We start from the raw sequence: 15,945 nt of genomic DNA on the forward strand, positions 1-15,945 counted from the left end.
TGCGCTTTGCGCCTCAAGGGGAGCTTTCCGCTGCAGAAGCCTTCGGTCGGAGCGAGGAGCTAGCCGCGTGTATTCTCCCCCCTTGTGGGGGAGATGGCCGGCAGGCCAGAGGGGGTAAGAACGGGCGCGCCTGAAGCCTTCCCCTACGCCCCCTCGACGACCGTATAGCCCTCGAACTTCGGCGGCCCCAGATACATGGCGCGATTGTCGCCGGCATTGCGGTGGGCCGCCCGGAAGTTTTCCGATTTCGTCCAGGTGAGGAACGCGTCCTTGCTTTCCCAGGTCGACTTGGAAATGAACGGCGTATAGCCCTCTTCCGGCACGCTCTCGCCACGCAGCAGATGAAAATCGATGAAGCCGGGCATTTCGGCAAGACCCGAATCGCGCCCCTTCCAGACGGCCTCAAAGGCCCCCTCCTGTCCGAGGGCGACACGGAAACGGTTCATCGCGAAATACATGGGCTACCTCCCAAGCGCCTTCTTCTGCGTAGCGCACCTCGCCTCCGCATCCGGGAATGGCAGGATAACGCCCTCGGGCGAAGGCACAAGACCGTGCGGCGCCCTGCCCGGCTGCCGCGCCGGGAACTCCGCCAAGCCGGGGTTGTCCTCCAGCATCCGCGCGCGGCGCGTCAGCAATTCGTAGAGTTCCGGCACCAGCCCATCCCCGAACTGGGAGGCCAGCTTATGAAGACCGATCATCATCATCTGATCGGGACGCTCGTCATTCATCGTCACTTCTCCATGCGCTGACGCCCGCTCGACGTCGATGTTGCCGGGGCTCAATCCTCGCTGCCGGCGGTGAGGTCGTTCAGTGCCCGCTCCAGGCTCGATTTCGAGCCGTTGCGCAGCGGCACGAAGGCCTTGCCCCACTTCTTGCAGCCGGTCTTCACGCGAAGACATGCATCATGGCTGATGCAGTCGATCGGGCAGAAGACACAGTCGACCGACGGCAAGACCCGGTCGATGCGCGAAACCGCCTCCCGTAAACCGCCATCGTGGTGGATGAGTTCCGCTCCGAAGGAACTGGCGATCTCGCGCAGATGCGCCACCTGGCAGTCGCGGCCGCCGACATAAAGGAAGCTGCGGCCTTCGAGCGTTGCCTTGCCGCTACCGGTGCTCGCCTCTGGCTTCGGCTTGCCCCTGCCGCCCGTGGCTGAATTCTGGCCTTGCTGCCGTTTGCCGCGCATCCATTTTTCTCCGTCTTTTTCTCGCGGGCGCGTTTTCTGCCGCCGACCGCCATCAGATATCTTCCGGCGCCCACAGCGCCCGGTTGCATGGTGGGCGGCAACTTATTAAACTTGATTATTCGAGTAAAGTATAAACATGACTTTATAACTCATATTATTTCTGAAGAGAGCCCTGGCCACGCCGGGCGGCGTGGCTGGTCCATGGCGCTTCGTCAGCGTTTGAATTCAAGCGGTATGGTAAAAGCCCAGTTGTCGCGCCCGGCGCCGGCCGGGATTGCCGGAAAGGGCGCTGCGCCACGCACGGCCCCGAGCGCGGCCTCGTCGAGAAGCGCCGAGCCGGCGCTCTTGGCGATGCCAACGCCGGCAAGCCCCCCATCGGAAGTGACGGTGAAACGTACATGCGCGACGCCGCGCAGGCCCTGACGCTTTGCCTCCGCGGGATAACGGAAGGCGCGGTTCAGCCTCCGCCGCACTTTGCCGGGATAATTCGAGACGGCCGCGTTACCCGCCTGTGATGCGCTGCCTTTGGCGCCCGTGGCCGCACTCGCAGCCGCATTTTCCACGCCGTCCGCCTGACCTTTGACCTGCGTCTTCGCCTGGCTTCCGGCTTCGCCCGCCTTCTTCCGCGCGACCTTCTTTCTTTTCACCGGCTCCTTCTTCGGTTCCGGCTTTTCGACGTTTTCCACGGTCTCCGGCGGCTCCGGCCTCGGATGCGGAACGACGGTCTCGACCGGGGCGACACTTGTCACCACTGCCGGCTCCGCGATTTCGGCGATCGGCACCTGCTCGGCCGGGAGGATCACGTCCGCTTCCGCGGGCGCAACCTCGGACGGCGGTTCGGAAACGAGATCGGGGATCGTCGGCTCGACCTCTTCGACCGCCTCTTCTACCGGCGGGATCTCTCTCGGCGCCAGTTCCGCCGGCGTCTCCTCGGTCGGCTCGACCACGTCGGACAGATCGCCGGCCTGTACTGTCTCTTCGAACGCGTTGCCGAGCAGCGCAACCTCCATGGCGGCGCCCCCGGCCATCTGAATGTCGTCTTCGTCGGGCTCGAACAGCATGGCGCCGCCGGCATGCGCGAGCAGCGACAGGGCGATCGCCCCGGTCCATTTGACGATTTGCTTCATCCGAACTCGCCTTCCGTTGGCCTGCGAGAGCCGGGCTTTATCAGCCCTTGAGTTCCACCGCCGATTTGGAACCGGTCTTCAGACCCCTCATGCAGGCGCCCTTCTCGATCCCCTCGCCGACGCACGCCGGGGCATCGTTGATGAGCAAGCTTTTGACCGCCTCGCATTTCGTGCCCGGCAGATCGAATTGCCGGACCTTCGTCTTGCCGGCAGGCAGGTCCCGAAAATCGAGCACGGCCATTCGCTCGACCAAACCTTTCTGGTCGAAGAGGATGAATTCGAACGAAGCCTTGGAAAGCGACTGCTGGAGACTGTTGTCGGCAACAAACGTGAGCTTGCAGCCTTTCTCCGACGGGGCAATCTCGTTGAGCTCGATCGAGAGTCCGCCGGATCGAACGTCCTCTGCGGCAACGGTTCCTGCCATGCCGAGAACCACGATTGCGGCCGAAAAGGCCGAAAATGAAAGATGGGCCATCGTTTCGTCACCCCTGGTCCGCGACCCCGCCCACCAACTCTTCGCCGACGGCGCGATCAAATAACTTGACTTGAATTATCCCGTATTGCGTAAAAAAATATGAGTAAAGAAGTCAAGATAGCAAATGGAAGACGCGGGGATAAAAGGGGGGATTTTGCCTGAAGTTCTCGCCTTCGCGAGCGGGCCGAAGCCGTGAATGACCCCGAAACCGAACACTCCCTGCAGCCGACCGCGATCATGAACGGGGCGGCCGATGCGTCGCTCGGCAATGTGCTCGGCTGACTCCCGGCGATGCACCCGCCGATTGGGCGCTGAGCACGCGCGATCGCATCATCATCCTCGACATCCGCCTGACGCGGGCCGTGCTCGGCATGCTGGTCGGTGCGGCCCTTGCGGTCTCCGGCGCCATCATGCACGACCTCAATCTTACCGCCATGTTCGCCGATCAGATGATGATGATGAAATCCGGCCGCATCCGCGCCCGCGGCGCGCCGGGCGACGTCCTCACCGACGAGCCCATGGAAGCCGTGTTCGGCTGCCGGCTGCAGGGGGGCGTCGCGCCGGCGCGCGACGTCCCCTTCGTGTTGCCGCAGTCGGCCGCCCGCTGAGCTTCAGCAGCAAACCGTAGCAACGCCAAGATTTATCGAAACAAATCTCTCCCTCATGCGTTGATCGGGCATGCCCGCGGCGCGGCCGGTTTCGCCGGCAGCATCGTGTGTCTTGCAGGTCACACGCCGGCTCCTGCCGGCGTTTTTAGCGGAGGGAGCGAAAATGGCGACTGGTCTCTTCTCAAGTTCGAGCACGAGGAAGCACAACGGCGGATCCGGCGAGACGTCGATCCAGGACCAACTCGACGAAATCCGCAACGACGTCGGAAAACTCGTGGCCTTGCTGGCGGATCGCGGCCTCGCCGCATCCGAGGAGGCGAAGGCGAGGGCGCAAGGCGCCCGTGCCAGAGCGGCAACAGACCTCGAGGACCTGCTGGCAAGCGGAGAACAGATGCTCTCCGAACTGCGCGGCCGCTATGCGGATACCGAAAGACAGCTTCGCACGGTCGTGCGCGAACACCCGGTCGCAACGCTCGGCACCGCGGCGGTAATCGGACTGATCGCGGCCGCTGTCCTGCGCAGGTAACCAGGCGATCACGATATATCCAGGCGAAATCTCGAAGAGGCGCCCGGAATCCGGACCGGAAAGGATGCCTTTCCGGTCCCCATTGCGATGAGGAGCAATTTACATGGGGACACTGGGGGCCGTCTTGTCCGCCCTGCTCGCGGCCGATCTGAGTGCCACCGTAGCACGCTACAGGCGCAACGCGATCCTGTGGGCGATCATCGCCGTTCTGCTCGGCAGCACCTATGTCTTCGTTCTCGTTGCCATTGCCCTGGCACTTGCCGAACACTATTCTCCGGTCATCGCCGCTGCAATGGTCGCGGCCGTGCTCTTTTTAAGTGCCCTGATCCTCATCCTTGTGCTGGTCGTTCTTCACGCTCGCGATCGCCGGCTGGCCGAGGAACGCCGGCGCCGCGCGTTGCTCCAGGCCAATGTCGGTCTGATTGCCGCCACAAGCGTCGCGCGCAGCCAGCCCTTGCTCGCACTGGCCGCCGCGATCGCAGTCGGCACCCTGCTCGGCCTTCGCACGGGCAGGCGGCGCGGAAAGCCTGAGCGCTAGCGCATCGGCCCGAAAATCGTATCCGATTTTCGGAAAGCTCGATGCGCAAACTCAAAGAATTGCAGCGACCTTTGCACGCCTGAAAGACGCGCGGAGTGTAGGTCGACAGGCCTAAGAAACATCGTCAAAGCGGCAGATGTATCAGCGCCGTGACGCCGGCCGACATGTATTCGACCTTCACCGAGCTGCCGATGATCTTGTCCAGGCTGCGCTCGATCAGGAGCGAGCCGAAGCCGCGCCGCCGCGGCTCCCGGACAGGCGGCCCGCCGACCTCGGTCCAGGTCAGGTGCAGAACGGCACTATCCTCCTCGACGACGCTGCGCGCGGTGAGCACGATTTTGCCCTTCGGTGCCGAGAGCGAACCGTACTTCACCGCATTGGTCGCCAACTCGTGCAGCACAAGACCGAGCCCCACGGCCTGGTCCGGTCCGAGGAGGATCTCGTCCTTGTGCAGTTCGACCTGTTCCGCATAGTCGCTGACATAGGGCCGCAACTGCTTCGAGATCAGCTCAGAAAGTCGGATCGTGCCCCATTCATGATCCGACAGAAGCCCATGCGCTTCGGAGATCGCCTGCAGCCTGCCGGCAAAGGCCATCATGAATTCGGCCGGGTCGCTGGTCTGGCGCAGTGTCTGACGCGCCAGCGATTGCAGCATCGCAAGCGTATTCTTGACCCGATGGTTCAATTCCTTGAGCAGAAGCCTGGTCCGCTGGACGGCCACCTGCTGCTCGGAGACATCGATCGTCATGCCTAGAAAGGTGAGCGGTGCGCCCTTGTAGTCGCGGTCGTGCACGCGGCCGCGGCCGAGCAGCCAGCGCTCGTTTGCCCGGATCCGAAACATGCCGTCATATTCCTCGTCTGCGGCCATTGCCGCGCGAAGCTTCGAGAAGGTTGCGGCACGGTCATCCGGATGTATGGCGGAAAAGACCACCTTGGCGCTCAGCGACCGCTCCGACGGCAGCCCGAACATGCGCGTCATGGCACCATCGCCCGCGACCGTCCCCGCACGAATATCCCAGAGCCAGCTGCCGACATTCGCGGCTTCGAGCGCCATGGCGAGACGCTGCTCCTGACGCAGAAGCGCCGCTTCATTGAGCGAATGCCGATGCGCCTTGTCCTTGACCTTCAACAACGTCGCCGCGACTTCGGCAATCCGCCGCAACTCCTCGACCTGTTTTGCCGAGACGCCGTTGTGCGGGACGACGTCGAGGACGCACACGGTCCCGACGGCCTGCCCCTCGAGCATGATTGGAACGCCGGCATAGAACCGCAGGGAGGGCGCCTCGGCGACCCTGCGCCAGTGGCGGAAAACCGCATGCTTCGAGGCATCGAGCACGAGGAAAACCTCGCGTGTTTCCTGCGCAATCGTGTGCACACAGAACGATTCCTCCACGCGCACACGCGTGTCCGGCGTTCCGACGGCGGCTTTGGACCATTGCCAATCCTGACCAATGAGCGTGACGTGAGCGATCGGTGCCTCGAAGATGCCGGACGCCAGCCTCGCCAGCGCGTCGAAGTCACCGTCCGGCTGGGCCATGTCCGGCACGGCGGCATATAACGCGCCGAGTCGATCCTGCGAGCCGAGCACTCGAGCAAGCGTCGGAAGCATCGCTGTTACCTCATGCACTCGATCCGAGCTCCCATAGGCCTCCTCCAGCAGGGCGAGGCGCCATCGCGAAAATGACTGCAGCGCCGCGGATCTTAACAGACCTGCAAAGGTCGCTGCAGCATTTTGAGTTGCTGCATGTCTTTGAACCGAGATTGATTTAACGAGACATGCAGTAGGGTGTATCGACTGAAATCACAGCGCCTGCTCTTCGAATTCAATATTCCGTGAGGACAAGAGATTGCAGGTTCCCGTCCACGGCGGCAAGCTTTGCCTCGACCATGCTGCCGAGAGCGAACCGGCAAAGCGCGTGGCTGTCACGAAACGAAGGCACGGGACGTTATGGGAGCCGAAGTCTCATCCGGCCCGTAGTCGTTTTCACCCTGAACCTGAAGGATCTCCTGAAGGCGCTGGCGGGCGCGGTTGACGCGGCTCTTGATGGTGCCGAGCGCGCAGCCGCAGATCGTCGCTGCCTCCTCGTAGGAAAACCCGGAAGCCCCGACAAGGATGATCGCTTCCCGTTGATCCGGCGGCAATTGGTCGAGCGCCCTGCGGAAATCCTGCAGGTCGAGGGAGCCATATTGTTCCGGATGATGTGCCAGCGTCTCGGTCAAATGGCCGTCGCTGTCCTGAACCTCGCGCCCACGCTTGCGCATCTGGCTGTAGAGCTCGTTGCGCAGGATCGTGAAGAGCCACGCCTTCATGTTGGTGCCGATCTGGAAATGGTCCTGCTTGGCCCACGCCTTCATGATCGTGTCCTGCACCAGATCGTCGGCCCGGTCGTGGCGTCCGATCAAAGACATGGCGAAAGCCCGCAAGCTCGGCAGGGCAGCAAGCATCTCGCGCTTGAACTCTTGGTTTTCGGATGGCATCCGGCGCCTACTCCTTGCCTTGCCGCACGGTTCTTTGCTCGGCAGCTTCCAGCCTCTCCAAAAGCTCGAGAAAGCGCGCCGGTATCGCCTCCTCCTGCACGGACTGGTAGAGCGCCTTCAGCTTCGTCGCGATCTGCGCGTTCGGATCGTCGCTTTTAGGGTTCGCCCCCATCGGCCTCCCTGCCCCTGAAGTATATCTCATTTTTAACGGTCGCCCTTGTTTGAACGCGCATTCTTGCCCGCGCATGTCGCCGCGGAGAAAAATGCCTGCTCATTAACGCCACAAAAATTTGAAATGTTCCCGTACGGAACCTTTTTTTCGACGGCACGTTTCCGCAGCGGAACAAATCAAAAATGAATAATGAATGGATCGAGGGAGTCCTGCATGACACTGTCCACCCGCATCGCTCCGTTTCTTCCCTATCTGCGTCGCTATTCCCGCGCTCTCACCGGATCTCAGACCTCGGGCGACGCCTATGTCGCAGCCGTTCTCGAGGCGCTGATCGCGGACCAGGCGATTTTCCCCGACTCGAGCAATGACAAGGTAGGGCTGTTTCGCCTCTTCACGTCCTTGTTCGGCTCGTCCTCGATGCTGGTCCCGGAACCGGCATCGCCGTTTGCCTGGGAACAGCAGGCATCCGTCAATCTCGCCGCCGTCACCCCGCTCGCACGCCAGGCCTTCCTGCTCGTTTCGGTCGAAGGTTTCAACGCGCGCGAGGCCGCGGAGGTGCTCGATATCGGCGCCGAAAAGCTCGCCTCTCTGCTGGAACGCGCCTCGGCGGAAATATCCCGCCAGGTTGCGACCGATATCATGATCATCGAGGACGAGCCGCTGATCGCGATCGATATCGAGCAGATGATGGAAAGCCTCGGTCACCGTGTCACCGGAATCGCAAGGACCAGGGACGAGGCTGTCGCCCTCTTCCATTCGACGAAACCCAGCATGGTGCTCGCCGATATCCAGCTTGCCGATGGCAGCTCGGGCATCGATGCCGTCAACGAGATCCTGAAGACGAACGCCGTCCCGGTGATCTTCATCACCGCTTTCCCGGAACGACTGCTGACCGGCGAGAGACCCGAGCCAACCTTCCTGGTTACCAAGCCCTTCAATCCGGAAATGGTCAAGGCGCTGATCAGCCAGGCACTGTTCTTCAACGAATCGACGAAAGCTGCGGCCTGATCCGCACCCATACCCGTCATTCCTGCGCATCGCGGGAATGGCCTGTCGCCGCATCGCGCTACAGCGGCCTCCCAGGGGGCCAGAAATCGTCAGGTCTCCACATGCAAAACAGCCAGTGCCGAGGGAAGGCACTGGCTGAGCTAATGCAACTCACTGAGGGGGATCGTGAGTTGGCAACCGGCGGTATGCCTCCGACGTCACATTGGGGGCCATGTGCGTCACCGCTCGGCTATGGCCAAAAACGCGCCAAGAAAAAAAAGGTTCCGCCGGGGCAGAAAATCTTTGAGCCGCGCGTGCGGCTAGCGGATCGCTTCCAGTTCGGCGCGATGGCGGTGGAGGGCAAGAAGGCGCCTATAGTCCCGGTCGTAGAAGCTGCGCAGCGTCGAATCCGGAAGCCGCTCCTTGCCCGCCGAGGCCATGGCGCCCCCCGCGGCAGGCAAGTCCGTATAGAGCTCCCCCGCGACGGCTGCCGCCATCGCCGTGCCGAGCAGCACGGCGTCAGGCGTTTCCGGCGCGACTACCCGGCATCCGGTGACGTCGCAATAGAGTTCCATCAACAGCGGGTTGCGTACATGGCCGCCGGTGACGTGCAGCGTGTCGAGATCGTAACCGGCCTTTTTCATCATTTCGAGGATGTGGCGGATCCCGAGTGCGATCGCGACGCAGGTCCGCCAATAGAGACGGCACAGCGCGTCGAAGGACGAATCGAGCGCCAGCCCGCTGATGACGCCGAGCGCGTGCGGGTTGGCCAGCGGGGAGCGGTTGCCGTGAAAATCCGGCAGCACATGGAGACGATCGGCGAAATCGGCGCCGTGCAGCTCGCGCAATTGCTGCACGCGCTCGATGATGCTGCTGTGCGTGTCGGGCGAAGGCTGGCGCCCGCCACCATGCAGGCGAACAACATGGTCGAGCAGCGCTCCCGTTGCCGACTGCCCGCCCTCAATCAGCCAGAAGCCCGGCAGCACTGCCTCGAAATAGGGTCCCCACATGCCGAAGCCGGGCTTCATTTCCTTGGAGAAGGCAACGATGCAGCTCGACGTGCCGGCGATCAGCGCCAGCTGCCTTTCGAGTTTTGCCGGATCGCCGGCAAAGCCTCCGAGCACGCCGAGGGCGCCGGCATAGGCATCGATCAGCCCCGGCGCCACCCGGCATTCGGTGTCGAGTCCAAGCGCCGCCGCCGCGCTCGCCGTCAGCTTTCCGACGGCGCCTCCGACCGGCAATGTCTCTTCCGGCAGTCCACCGCGCTCGAGCAGGTCGGCAAGGCCGATCCGCTCGAGATAGTCCTGCTGCCAGCCGCGTTTCCGATGCGCAAGATAGTTCCATTTCGCCGTCAGCGTGCAACGCGAGCGAGCGGTGCTTCCGCTCGCCCGCCAGGACATGAAATCGGCCAGGTCAAAGAAATAGCCCGCCTTCGCCCACTGCCGCGGCAGGTTACGCTTCAGCCACATCAGCTTCGGCATTTCCATCTCCGGCGAAAGGACGCCGCCGGAATGATCGAGCACCGGATGCTTGGTGGCGGTGCAAAGATCGGCCTCGTCCAAGGCCCGGTGGTCGAGCCAGACGATGGTGTCCCAGCGCCCCTCGCCTTCGCGATTGACCGACAGCGGCGCGCCCTCGCGATCGCGCACCACCAGCGAACAGGTCGCGTCGAAACCGATCGCCGCGACGCTTTCGGCGCTGACACCCGCTTCCTCACGGGCCGAACGCACCGCCGCGCACGCGGCCGCCCAGATGTCTTCGGAATCATGCTCGGCGTGGTTCTCCGCCGGCTGGTTCATGGCGATTGGCCGGTCGGAGCGCGCCAGAAGCTTTCCCCTCCGGTCGAATAGGCCGGCACGGGCGCTGCTGGTTCCGATATCGACCGCAACGACGTATTCCCGCATCGATGGATTCCCCGTCCCGAGATATGCAAGTGCCGCCGGTCTCTACAGCGCCGCGCGTCTTATCGGACGCGCAAAGATCGCTGTAGCACTTTCAGTGACCGCATGTGTGTTAATCGAGGTCGATTTAACGGCACATGCAGTTGGTGTAGGCGTTCGGTTCGTTCCGATCATTGTCGGACAAACTGTATCAATTCGCCCATGTCGTCAAACAACACATCGGGATCGAGACTGGCGAGCGCCCGCCGGTGTCGCTCGTTGCGCGCGTGGCTGGCGCCCGCAAAGGCGAAGACGCGCATTCCCGCGGCCTTTGCCGCCTCAATTCCGGCTGGGCTGTCCTCGATGACGATGCAGTCGGCCGACCTGTAACTCATCTCGGCGCTCGCATGCAGGAAGAGGTCGGGAGCCGGCTTGCCGTGTGTCACCATGCTCGCACTGAAAATATGCGGCTCGAAGAGATCGATGAGCCCGGTCACCGTCAGTGAAAGGCGGATGCGTTCCGGTTGGCTCGACGAGGCGACGCAGCATGCGCCGCCGAGCTGCGCAGCGGCTTCGCGGACGCCGCGGATCGGTTTCAGTTCCTGACGAAAGCGGGCGTAAAGCCGCATCCGCATTCCTTCGAGGAAGACGTCGTCCGCTGCAAGCCCGTACTCCGCGTGCAGGATCGCCGACATGCTCTTGAGGCTGCGTCCGAGGAAGCGTTCGCTCGCCTCTTCGATCGTCATGGAAACTCCCGCGGCCTGGAGCGACTCGACCAGGACAGCGAGCGAGATCGGCTCGCTGTCCACAAGCACGCCGTCACAGTCGAAAATGACCAGTCCGGACGCGTGCACCGCCATTGCCTATTCCCTAAGTTCGCCATCCAGATAGAGCTGGAGTGTGGCGCGGGTACCCTTTTCCGAGAGTGTTTTCAAGGCATGTGCGAAGCGGCGGCGGAAGAGATCGGACTGCGCGACTTCGCCGAATATGTCGGAAAGGGCGAGGAACGCCGCAGGCTCGTCCTTTGCCGCGAGCGCTGCGGCATGCAGCCGGTCGGCGTTTGCGTCGTTGAAGACGATGTCCTTGCCGCTCTCGGATTTGCCTGCGAAATAGTGGCACCAGAGCGCGGAGACCAGCGACAGCCCGACCACATCCTCGCCGCGGCTCAGCCGGTCGGCTGTCGATGGCAGGATGAATTTCGGCTGGCGGTTGGAGCCGTCCTGAGCCAGGCGGGCAATCGTATCGCCGATCTTCGGGTTTGAGAACCGCTTCTCGATGAGTCTGTAGTAGTCCTTCAGGTCCGTGTCCGGAACCGGTGGGATCACCGGGATGATCTCCTCATGCTCGAGCTTTGCCAGGAAGCCGCGGATCAGCGGCTCCTCCATGGCCTCGTGAACGAAATGAATGTCGAGCAATGCCGCCGGATAGGCGATCGCCGCATGACCGCCATTGAGGATGCGGATCTTCATATGCTCGTAGGGCGCCACGTCGGAAACGAATTGCACACCGACCTCTTCCAGCGCCGGACGGCCCTGGGGAAAGTTATCTTCGAGCACCCACTGTTTGAACTCCTCGCAGAAGACCGGCCAGGCATCGTCGATACCGTAATCCGATGCGACGATGCCGATCTCGCGAGCGCCGGTCGCCGGCGTAATACGGTCTACCATGCCGTTCGGAAAGGCGACATTCGCGTCGATCCAGTCGGCGAAGCCCGGGTCGGAGAGGCGCGCGAGACCGGAAACGGCGGCATGCGTCACCTCGCCATTGCCCGGGATATTGTCGCAGGACATGATGGTGAACGGCGGCATTCCCTTTGCCCGCCGCTCGGCAAGGCCCGCCAGAATGAGACCGAAGACAGTCTTCGGTGACGACGGATTGCGTGCATCCTCGACCATCGCCGGATGCTCAGGATTGAAGACCCCGGACGCCGGATCGATGAAATAGCCCCCCTCGGTGATCGTCAGCGACACGATATGGATGAAGGGGCTTGCCAGTTGGGCGACGATGGCCGGCGTATCGCCGGGCTTCAGATAGGCGATCATCGCGCCGGTCACCCGAGCCGCCGTGCGGTTGTTGTCCTGCTCGACGACGGTCGTCAGGAAATCCTGCGCTTCGAGCTTGGCGCGGATGATCTCGTCCGAGGGCAAGACGCCCGCCCCGATGATCGCCCAATCGCGGTCGCGCCCCAGATTGAAGAGATCGTCGAGGTAGACGGCCTGGTGAGCGCGATGGAAATTGCCTACGCCGAAATGCAAGATTCCGGCCCTGAGATCATGCCGGCCATACCCAGGCACGCCGGCTTTGGCCTTGATCGCGTCGAGCGTGGCAAGCGAGAGTTTGGTCGTCATCCTGTCGTTCCTTTCGAGAACCCGGCCTCAGCTCATCCAGTTGCCGCCGTCGACGTTATAGGTTTGGGCCACGACATAGTCGCTTTCCGATGAAGCGAGGAAGATCGCCATTCCGCTCAAATCCTCGGCAGTGCCCATGCGGCCATAAGGCACGGCCTCACCGACGAGCCGCTTCTTCTCACCGAGAGGCCGGTTCTCATATTTGGCAAACAGCGCATCGACCCCGTCCCAGTGCTCGCCCTCGACCACGCCGGGGGCGATCGCGTTCACATTGATCCGATGCTTGATGAGATCGAGGCCTGCGGACTGGGTGAGGCTGATGACGGCCGCCTTGGTGGCACAGTAGACAGCGACCAACGCTTCGCCGCGCCGGCCGGCCTGGCTCGCCATGTTGATGATCTTGCCGCCCCGCCCCTGCGCGATCATCTGTCTTGCCGCCGCCTGCAGTGTAAAGAGCGTGCCCGCGACGTTGATCGAAAACAGTCTCTCATAGCTTTCGCGCGTGATCTCGACGATTGGAGCGAGGTCGAAGAGAGCGGCGTTGTTCACGAGGATGTCGAGCCCGCCGGCCTGCTGCACGGTCGCGGCGATAGCCGCATCGATCGACCCCTGTCGGGTGACGTCCATTTCGACTGCGTAGGCCGCCGACCCGATTTCCGCGGCGGTCTCCCTCGCACGTTCCATATCGATGTCGGCGATCGCGACCGTCGCGCCCTCGCGTATATAGGCTTCCGCGAACGAGCGGCCGATGCCCCGCGCCGAGCCGGTGATGAGCGCATTCTTGCCGTCGAGACGTTTCATCGGATTGCCATTCCCTTCTCGTCGAACCTGTGCACGCGCTGGGTATCCGGCGTCAGGAACACCTGATCGCCATGAGTCACGGGGAAGTCGCCGCTGACGCGCGCCGTCATCGTGTCGATGCCGTCGGCTTTCACATGCAGGAAGGTGTCGGAGCCGAGATGTTCGGCGACGCCGACGGTGCCGCGCCATGTCCCGTGGTCCTTCGAGAGCACGAGATGTTCGGGGCGGATGCCGATCGTGTGGGCCTGGTAGGCCGCAGCCGGCGCTCCCGAGACGAAGTTCATCTTCGGCGAGCCGATAAACCCCGCGACGAAGAGATTGTCCGGCCGGTGATAGAGCTCCAGCGGCGAGCCCACCTGCTCGACACGGCCGCGATTGAGCACGACGATCTTGTCGGCCATCGTCATCGCTTCGACCTGGTCATGGGTGACATAGATCATCGTCGTCTTCAGCTGCTGGTGGAGCTGGCTGATCTCGAGCCGCATATTGACCCGCAGTGCCGCGTCGAGGTTCGACAGCGGTTCGTCGAAGAGGAAGGCGTCCGGCTGGCGGACGATCGCCCGTCCGATTGCAACGCGCTGGCGCTGACCGCCGGAAAGCTGGCGGGGCTTGCGCTCGAGATAGTCGGTCAGGTTCAGGACACGTGCCGCATCCTGAACCTTCCTGTCGATCACCGACTTGTCCTCGCCCGCCATCTTCAGCGGGAAGGCGATGTTGCCGCGCACGCTCATATGCGGGTAGAGCGCATAGGACTGGAACACCATCGACAAACCGCGTTTGGCCGGCGGCAGCTCGGTCGCGTTCTTGCCATCGATGACGACTTCGCCGCCGCTGACGTCTTCCAGCCCGGCAATCAGCCTCAGAAGCGTGGACTTGCCGCAACCGGAGGGGCCGACGAAGACGACGAACTCGCCGTCATTGATATCCAGATCGATCGACGGGATCACGGCGTGGGCGCCGAAGACCTTCGAAACGTTCTTCAGTGTAATGCTTCCCATTGTCGTTTCCTTATTTGACCGCGCCGAAGGTGAGGCCCCGCACCAGTTGCTTCTGCGAGAACCAGCCGAGGATGAGGATGGGGGCGATCGCCATCGTCGAGGCCGCCGACAGCTTCGCGTAGAAGAGGCCCTCGGGGCTCGAATAGGAGGCGATGAAGGCGGTCAGCGGCGCGGCACGTGCCGCGCTGAGATTGAGCGTCCAAAACGCCTCGTTCCAGGCGAGAATGATGTTGAGCAGGAAGGTCGAGGCGATGCCGGGGATCGCCATCGGCGTCAGGACATAGATAATCTCCTTGGCAAGCGATGCGCCGTCCATACGCGCCGCCTCGAGGATCTCGCCGGGGATTTCCTTGAAATAGGTGTAGAGCATCCAGATGATGATCGGCAGGTTGATCAGCATCAGCACCAGGACCAGACCGACGCGGGTATCAAGCAACCCCGTATTGCGGAACATGAGATAGAGCGGCACCAGCACGCCGACCGGCGGCATCATCTTGGTGGAGAGCATCCACATCAGCACGTCCTTCGTGCGTTTCGTCGGCGCAAAGGCCATCGCCCAAGCGGACGGAACGGCAATCACCAGGCCGAGCAGCGTCGATCCGAAGGAAATGACGACCGAATTCATGAAGTGCTTGAAGTAGTCGGACCGGCTCTGCACCTCGAAATAGTTTTCCACCGTCCAATCGAAGAACAGAAAGGCGGGCGGCGAGGCGATCGCCTGGGCTTCCGTCTTGAAACTCGTGAGGAACGTCCAGAGGATCGGGAAGAAGATGAGGATGCCGATGGTCCAGGCCGCGGCGGTCGTCAGCAGCTTGCGCCGGGTCGAAACATTGCGTGCCATTTGATCAAGCCTCCAGCGTCTTGCCGATCATGCGCATCAGGAAGATTGCGACGATATTCGCGAGGATGACGGCGATGATGCCGCCGGCGGATGCACCACCGACATCGAACTGCAGCAACGCCTGCGCGTAGACCAGGAAGGTGAGATTGGTGCTCTGCGTGCCGGGGCCGCCATTGGTGGTGACGAGGATCTCCGCAAAAACGGACAAGAGAAAGATCGTCTGGATCAGGATCACCACGGTGATCGCGCGCGAAAGGTGCGGCAGCACGAGATAGATGAAGCGGCTCCAGGCGCCGGCGCCGTCCATTTGGGCTGCCTCCTTCTGCTCCTCGTCGAGCGACTGCAGCGCCGTCAGGAGGATGAGCGTCGCAAACGGCAGCCATTGCCAGGCGACGATGAGGATAATGGAGAAAAGCGGCGCATTGGCGAGGAAGTCGAAGGGCTGCAGGCCGACGAGCTTGGCGAGCCAGGCAAAAAGCCCGTTCACCGGATTCATGAACATGTTCTTCCAGACGAGCGCCGCAACGGTCGGCATGATCAAGAAGGGGGCGATGACCAGGATGCGCACGATGCCCTGCCCGAACATCGGCTGGTCGAGCAAAAGCGCGAGCGCGATGCCTCCGGCGACAGTAATGAACAGCACGCCGAGGACGATGGCGAGCGTGTTGAAGATTGCCTGGAAAAAGGCGGGATCCGTGAGGAAGTAGGTATAGTTGGAAAGGCCCGCAAACTCCTCCATTCCCGGCATCAGCAGATTGTAGCGGAGCAGCGAGAAATAGATCGTCATCGACAGCGGAATGATCATCCAGGCCAGAAGCAGGAGCACCGAAGGTGCGATCATCAGCCGCGCGGCAGAGCGGGTGTGCAAGGTCGCCATCGCATTCCCCATGAGGTGTCGGCGCTGTTGCGGAGCATGCGGGTCGCATGTGGAACGCGCCTGTCGCCGTTTTGAAAAGGCAGAGCGGAACGCGGATCGGGAA

18 protein-coding genes and 1 pseudogene are annotated in these 15,945 nt (G+C 62.5%); 4 read left to right on the forward strand and 15 right to left on the reverse strand.

From position 1 onward, the window contains the following. Window positions 1-143: 143 nt before the first annotated feature. The 5 genes from hmuQ to EKH55_RS12020 all read right to left on the reverse strand — a co-directional run bounded on the left by hmuQ (window position 144) and on the right by EKH55_RS12020 (window position 2,788). Complete coding sequence (gene hmuQ / locus EKH55_RS12000) at window positions 144-458, reverse strand: heme-degrading protein HmuQ (protein WP_069458122.1); 315 nt, start codon at window positions 456-458, stop codon at window positions 144-146. A 3-nt stretch (window positions 459-461) separates the two neighbouring features. Then, on the reverse strand, window positions 462-728 hold the full coding sequence (locus tag EKH55_RS12005; RefSeq protein ID WP_069458123.1) for a hypothetical protein: 267 nt from the start codon (window positions 726-728) through the stop codon (window positions 462-464). A 50-nt stretch (window positions 729-778) separates the two neighbouring features. Further along, a complete protein-coding gene (locus tag EKH55_RS12010) occupies window positions 779-1,186 on the reverse strand; it encodes a DUF2325 domain-containing protein (RefSeq protein WP_069458124.1) in 408 nt (135 codons plus the stop codon). A gap of 212 nt (window positions 1,187-1,398) precedes the next feature. Continuing rightward, a complete protein-coding gene (locus EKH55_RS12015) occupies window positions 1,399-2,313 on the reverse strand; it encodes a TonB family protein (protein ID WP_151611566.1) in 915 nt (304 codons plus the stop codon). A 40-nt stretch (window positions 2,314-2,353) separates the two neighbouring features. Then, window positions 2,354-2,788 (reverse strand): hypothetical protein, encoded by a 435-nt coding sequence (locus EKH55_RS12020; protein WP_069458126.1) that lies wholly within the window; start codon window positions 2,786-2,788, stop codon window positions 2,354-2,356. Window positions 2,789-3,192: 404 nt separating this feature from the next. Here EKH55_RS12020 and EKH55_RS12025 point away from each other — a divergent pair. The 3 genes and pseudogenes from EKH55_RS12025 to EKH55_RS12035 form a co-directional block, all read left to right on the forward strand. After that, window positions 3,193-3,396 (forward strand): annotated as a pseudogene (locus tag EKH55_RS12025) (heme ABC transporter ATP-binding protein); the annotation flags it as partial. 163 nt (window positions 3,397-3,559) lie between these two features. Beyond that, a complete protein-coding gene (locus EKH55_RS12030; RefSeq protein ID WP_151611567.1) occupies window positions 3,560-3,922 on the forward strand; it encodes a hypothetical protein in 363 nt (120 codons plus the stop codon). 103 nt (window positions 3,923-4,025) lie between these two features. After that, window positions 4,026-4,460: a hypothetical protein gene (locus tag EKH55_RS12035; protein WP_069458129.1), complete on the forward strand. Its 435-nt coding sequence runs from the start codon at window positions 4,026-4,028 to the stop codon at window positions 4,458-4,460. A 124-nt stretch (window positions 4,461-4,584) separates the two neighbouring features. On the opposite strand, the gene EKH55_RS12040 is transcribed toward EKH55_RS12035, so the two are convergent. The 3 genes from EKH55_RS12040 to EKH55_RS12050 all read right to left on the reverse strand — a co-directional run bounded on the left by EKH55_RS12040 (window position 4,585) and on the right by EKH55_RS12050 (window position 7,140). Then, entirely contained in the window at window positions 4,585-6,087 is a 1,503-nt protein-coding gene (locus tag EKH55_RS12040; RefSeq protein WP_069458130.1) for a sensor histidine kinase, read from the reverse strand. A gap of 296 nt (window positions 6,088-6,383) precedes the next feature. Next, a complete protein-coding gene (locus tag EKH55_RS12045; protein ID WP_069458131.1) occupies window positions 6,384-6,938 on the reverse strand; it encodes an RNA polymerase sigma factor in 555 nt (184 codons plus the stop codon). Between the two features lie 7 nt (window positions 6,939-6,945). Continuing rightward, window positions 6,946-7,140: a NepR family anti-sigma factor gene (locus EKH55_RS12050; RefSeq protein ID WP_069458214.1), complete on the reverse strand. Its 195-nt coding sequence runs from the start codon at window positions 7,138-7,140 to the stop codon at window positions 6,946-6,948. 183 nt (window positions 7,141-7,323) lie between these two features. Here EKH55_RS12050 and EKH55_RS12055 point away from each other — a divergent pair, with 183 nt between their 5' ends. Continuing rightward, window positions 7,324-8,118: a response regulator gene (locus tag EKH55_RS12055; protein ID WP_069458132.1), complete on the forward strand. Its 795-nt coding sequence runs from the start codon at window positions 7,324-7,326 to the stop codon at window positions 8,116-8,118. Between the two features lie 299 nt (window positions 8,119-8,417). On the opposite strand, the gene EKH55_RS12060 is transcribed toward EKH55_RS12055, so the two are convergent. From EKH55_RS12060 to EKH55_RS12090, 7 genes are all read right to left on the reverse strand, one after another. Further along, window positions 8,418-10,001: an FGGY-family carbohydrate kinase gene (locus tag EKH55_RS12060; protein ID WP_151611568.1), complete on the reverse strand. Its 1,584-nt coding sequence runs from the start codon at window positions 9,999-10,001 to the stop codon at window positions 8,418-8,420. A 167-nt stretch (window positions 10,002-10,168) separates the two neighbouring features. Further along, window positions 10,169-10,837 carry an HAD family hydrolase gene (locus EKH55_RS12065; RefSeq protein WP_151611569.1) on the reverse strand — a complete coding sequence of 223 codons (669 nt, stop codon included), beginning with the start codon at window positions 10,835-10,837 and terminating at the stop codon, window positions 10,169-10,171. A 3-nt stretch (window positions 10,838-10,840) separates the two neighbouring features. Next, window positions 10,841-12,325 (reverse strand): mannitol dehydrogenase family protein, encoded by a 1,485-nt coding sequence (locus tag EKH55_RS12070; protein WP_069458135.1) that lies wholly within the window; start codon window positions 12,323-12,325, stop codon window positions 10,841-10,843. Window positions 12,326-12,352: 27 nt separating this feature from the next. Continuing rightward, window positions 12,353-13,126 carry an L-iditol 2-dehydrogenase gene (locus EKH55_RS12075; RefSeq protein WP_069458136.1) on the reverse strand — a complete coding sequence of 258 codons (774 nt, stop codon included), beginning with the start codon at window positions 13,124-13,126 and terminating at the stop codon, window positions 12,353-12,355. Then, window positions 13,123-14,124 carry an ABC transporter ATP-binding protein gene (locus tag EKH55_RS12080; protein WP_151611570.1) on the reverse strand — a complete coding sequence of 334 codons (1,002 nt, stop codon included), beginning with the start codon at window positions 14,122-14,124 and terminating at the stop codon, window positions 13,123-13,125. The genes EKH55_RS12075 and EKH55_RS12080 overlap by 4 nt, the downstream gene beginning before the upstream one ends. A gap of 10 nt (window positions 14,125-14,134) precedes the next feature. After that, window positions 14,135-14,965 carry a carbohydrate ABC transporter permease gene (locus EKH55_RS12085; protein ID WP_069458138.1) on the reverse strand — a complete coding sequence of 277 codons (831 nt, stop codon included), beginning with the start codon at window positions 14,963-14,965 and terminating at the stop codon, window positions 14,135-14,137. 4 nt (window positions 14,966-14,969) lie between these two features. Next, on the reverse strand, window positions 14,970-15,842 hold the full coding sequence (locus tag EKH55_RS12090; protein ID WP_069458139.1) for a carbohydrate ABC transporter permease: 873 nt from the start codon (window positions 15,840-15,842) through the stop codon (window positions 14,970-14,972). Window positions 15,843-15,945: the final 103 nt, after the last annotated feature.

Source organism: Sinorhizobium alkalisoli (assembly GCF_008932245.1).
Taxonomy (GTDB): Bacteria; Pseudomonadota; Alphaproteobacteria; order Rhizobiales; family Rhizobiaceae; genus Sinorhizobium; species Sinorhizobium alkalisoli.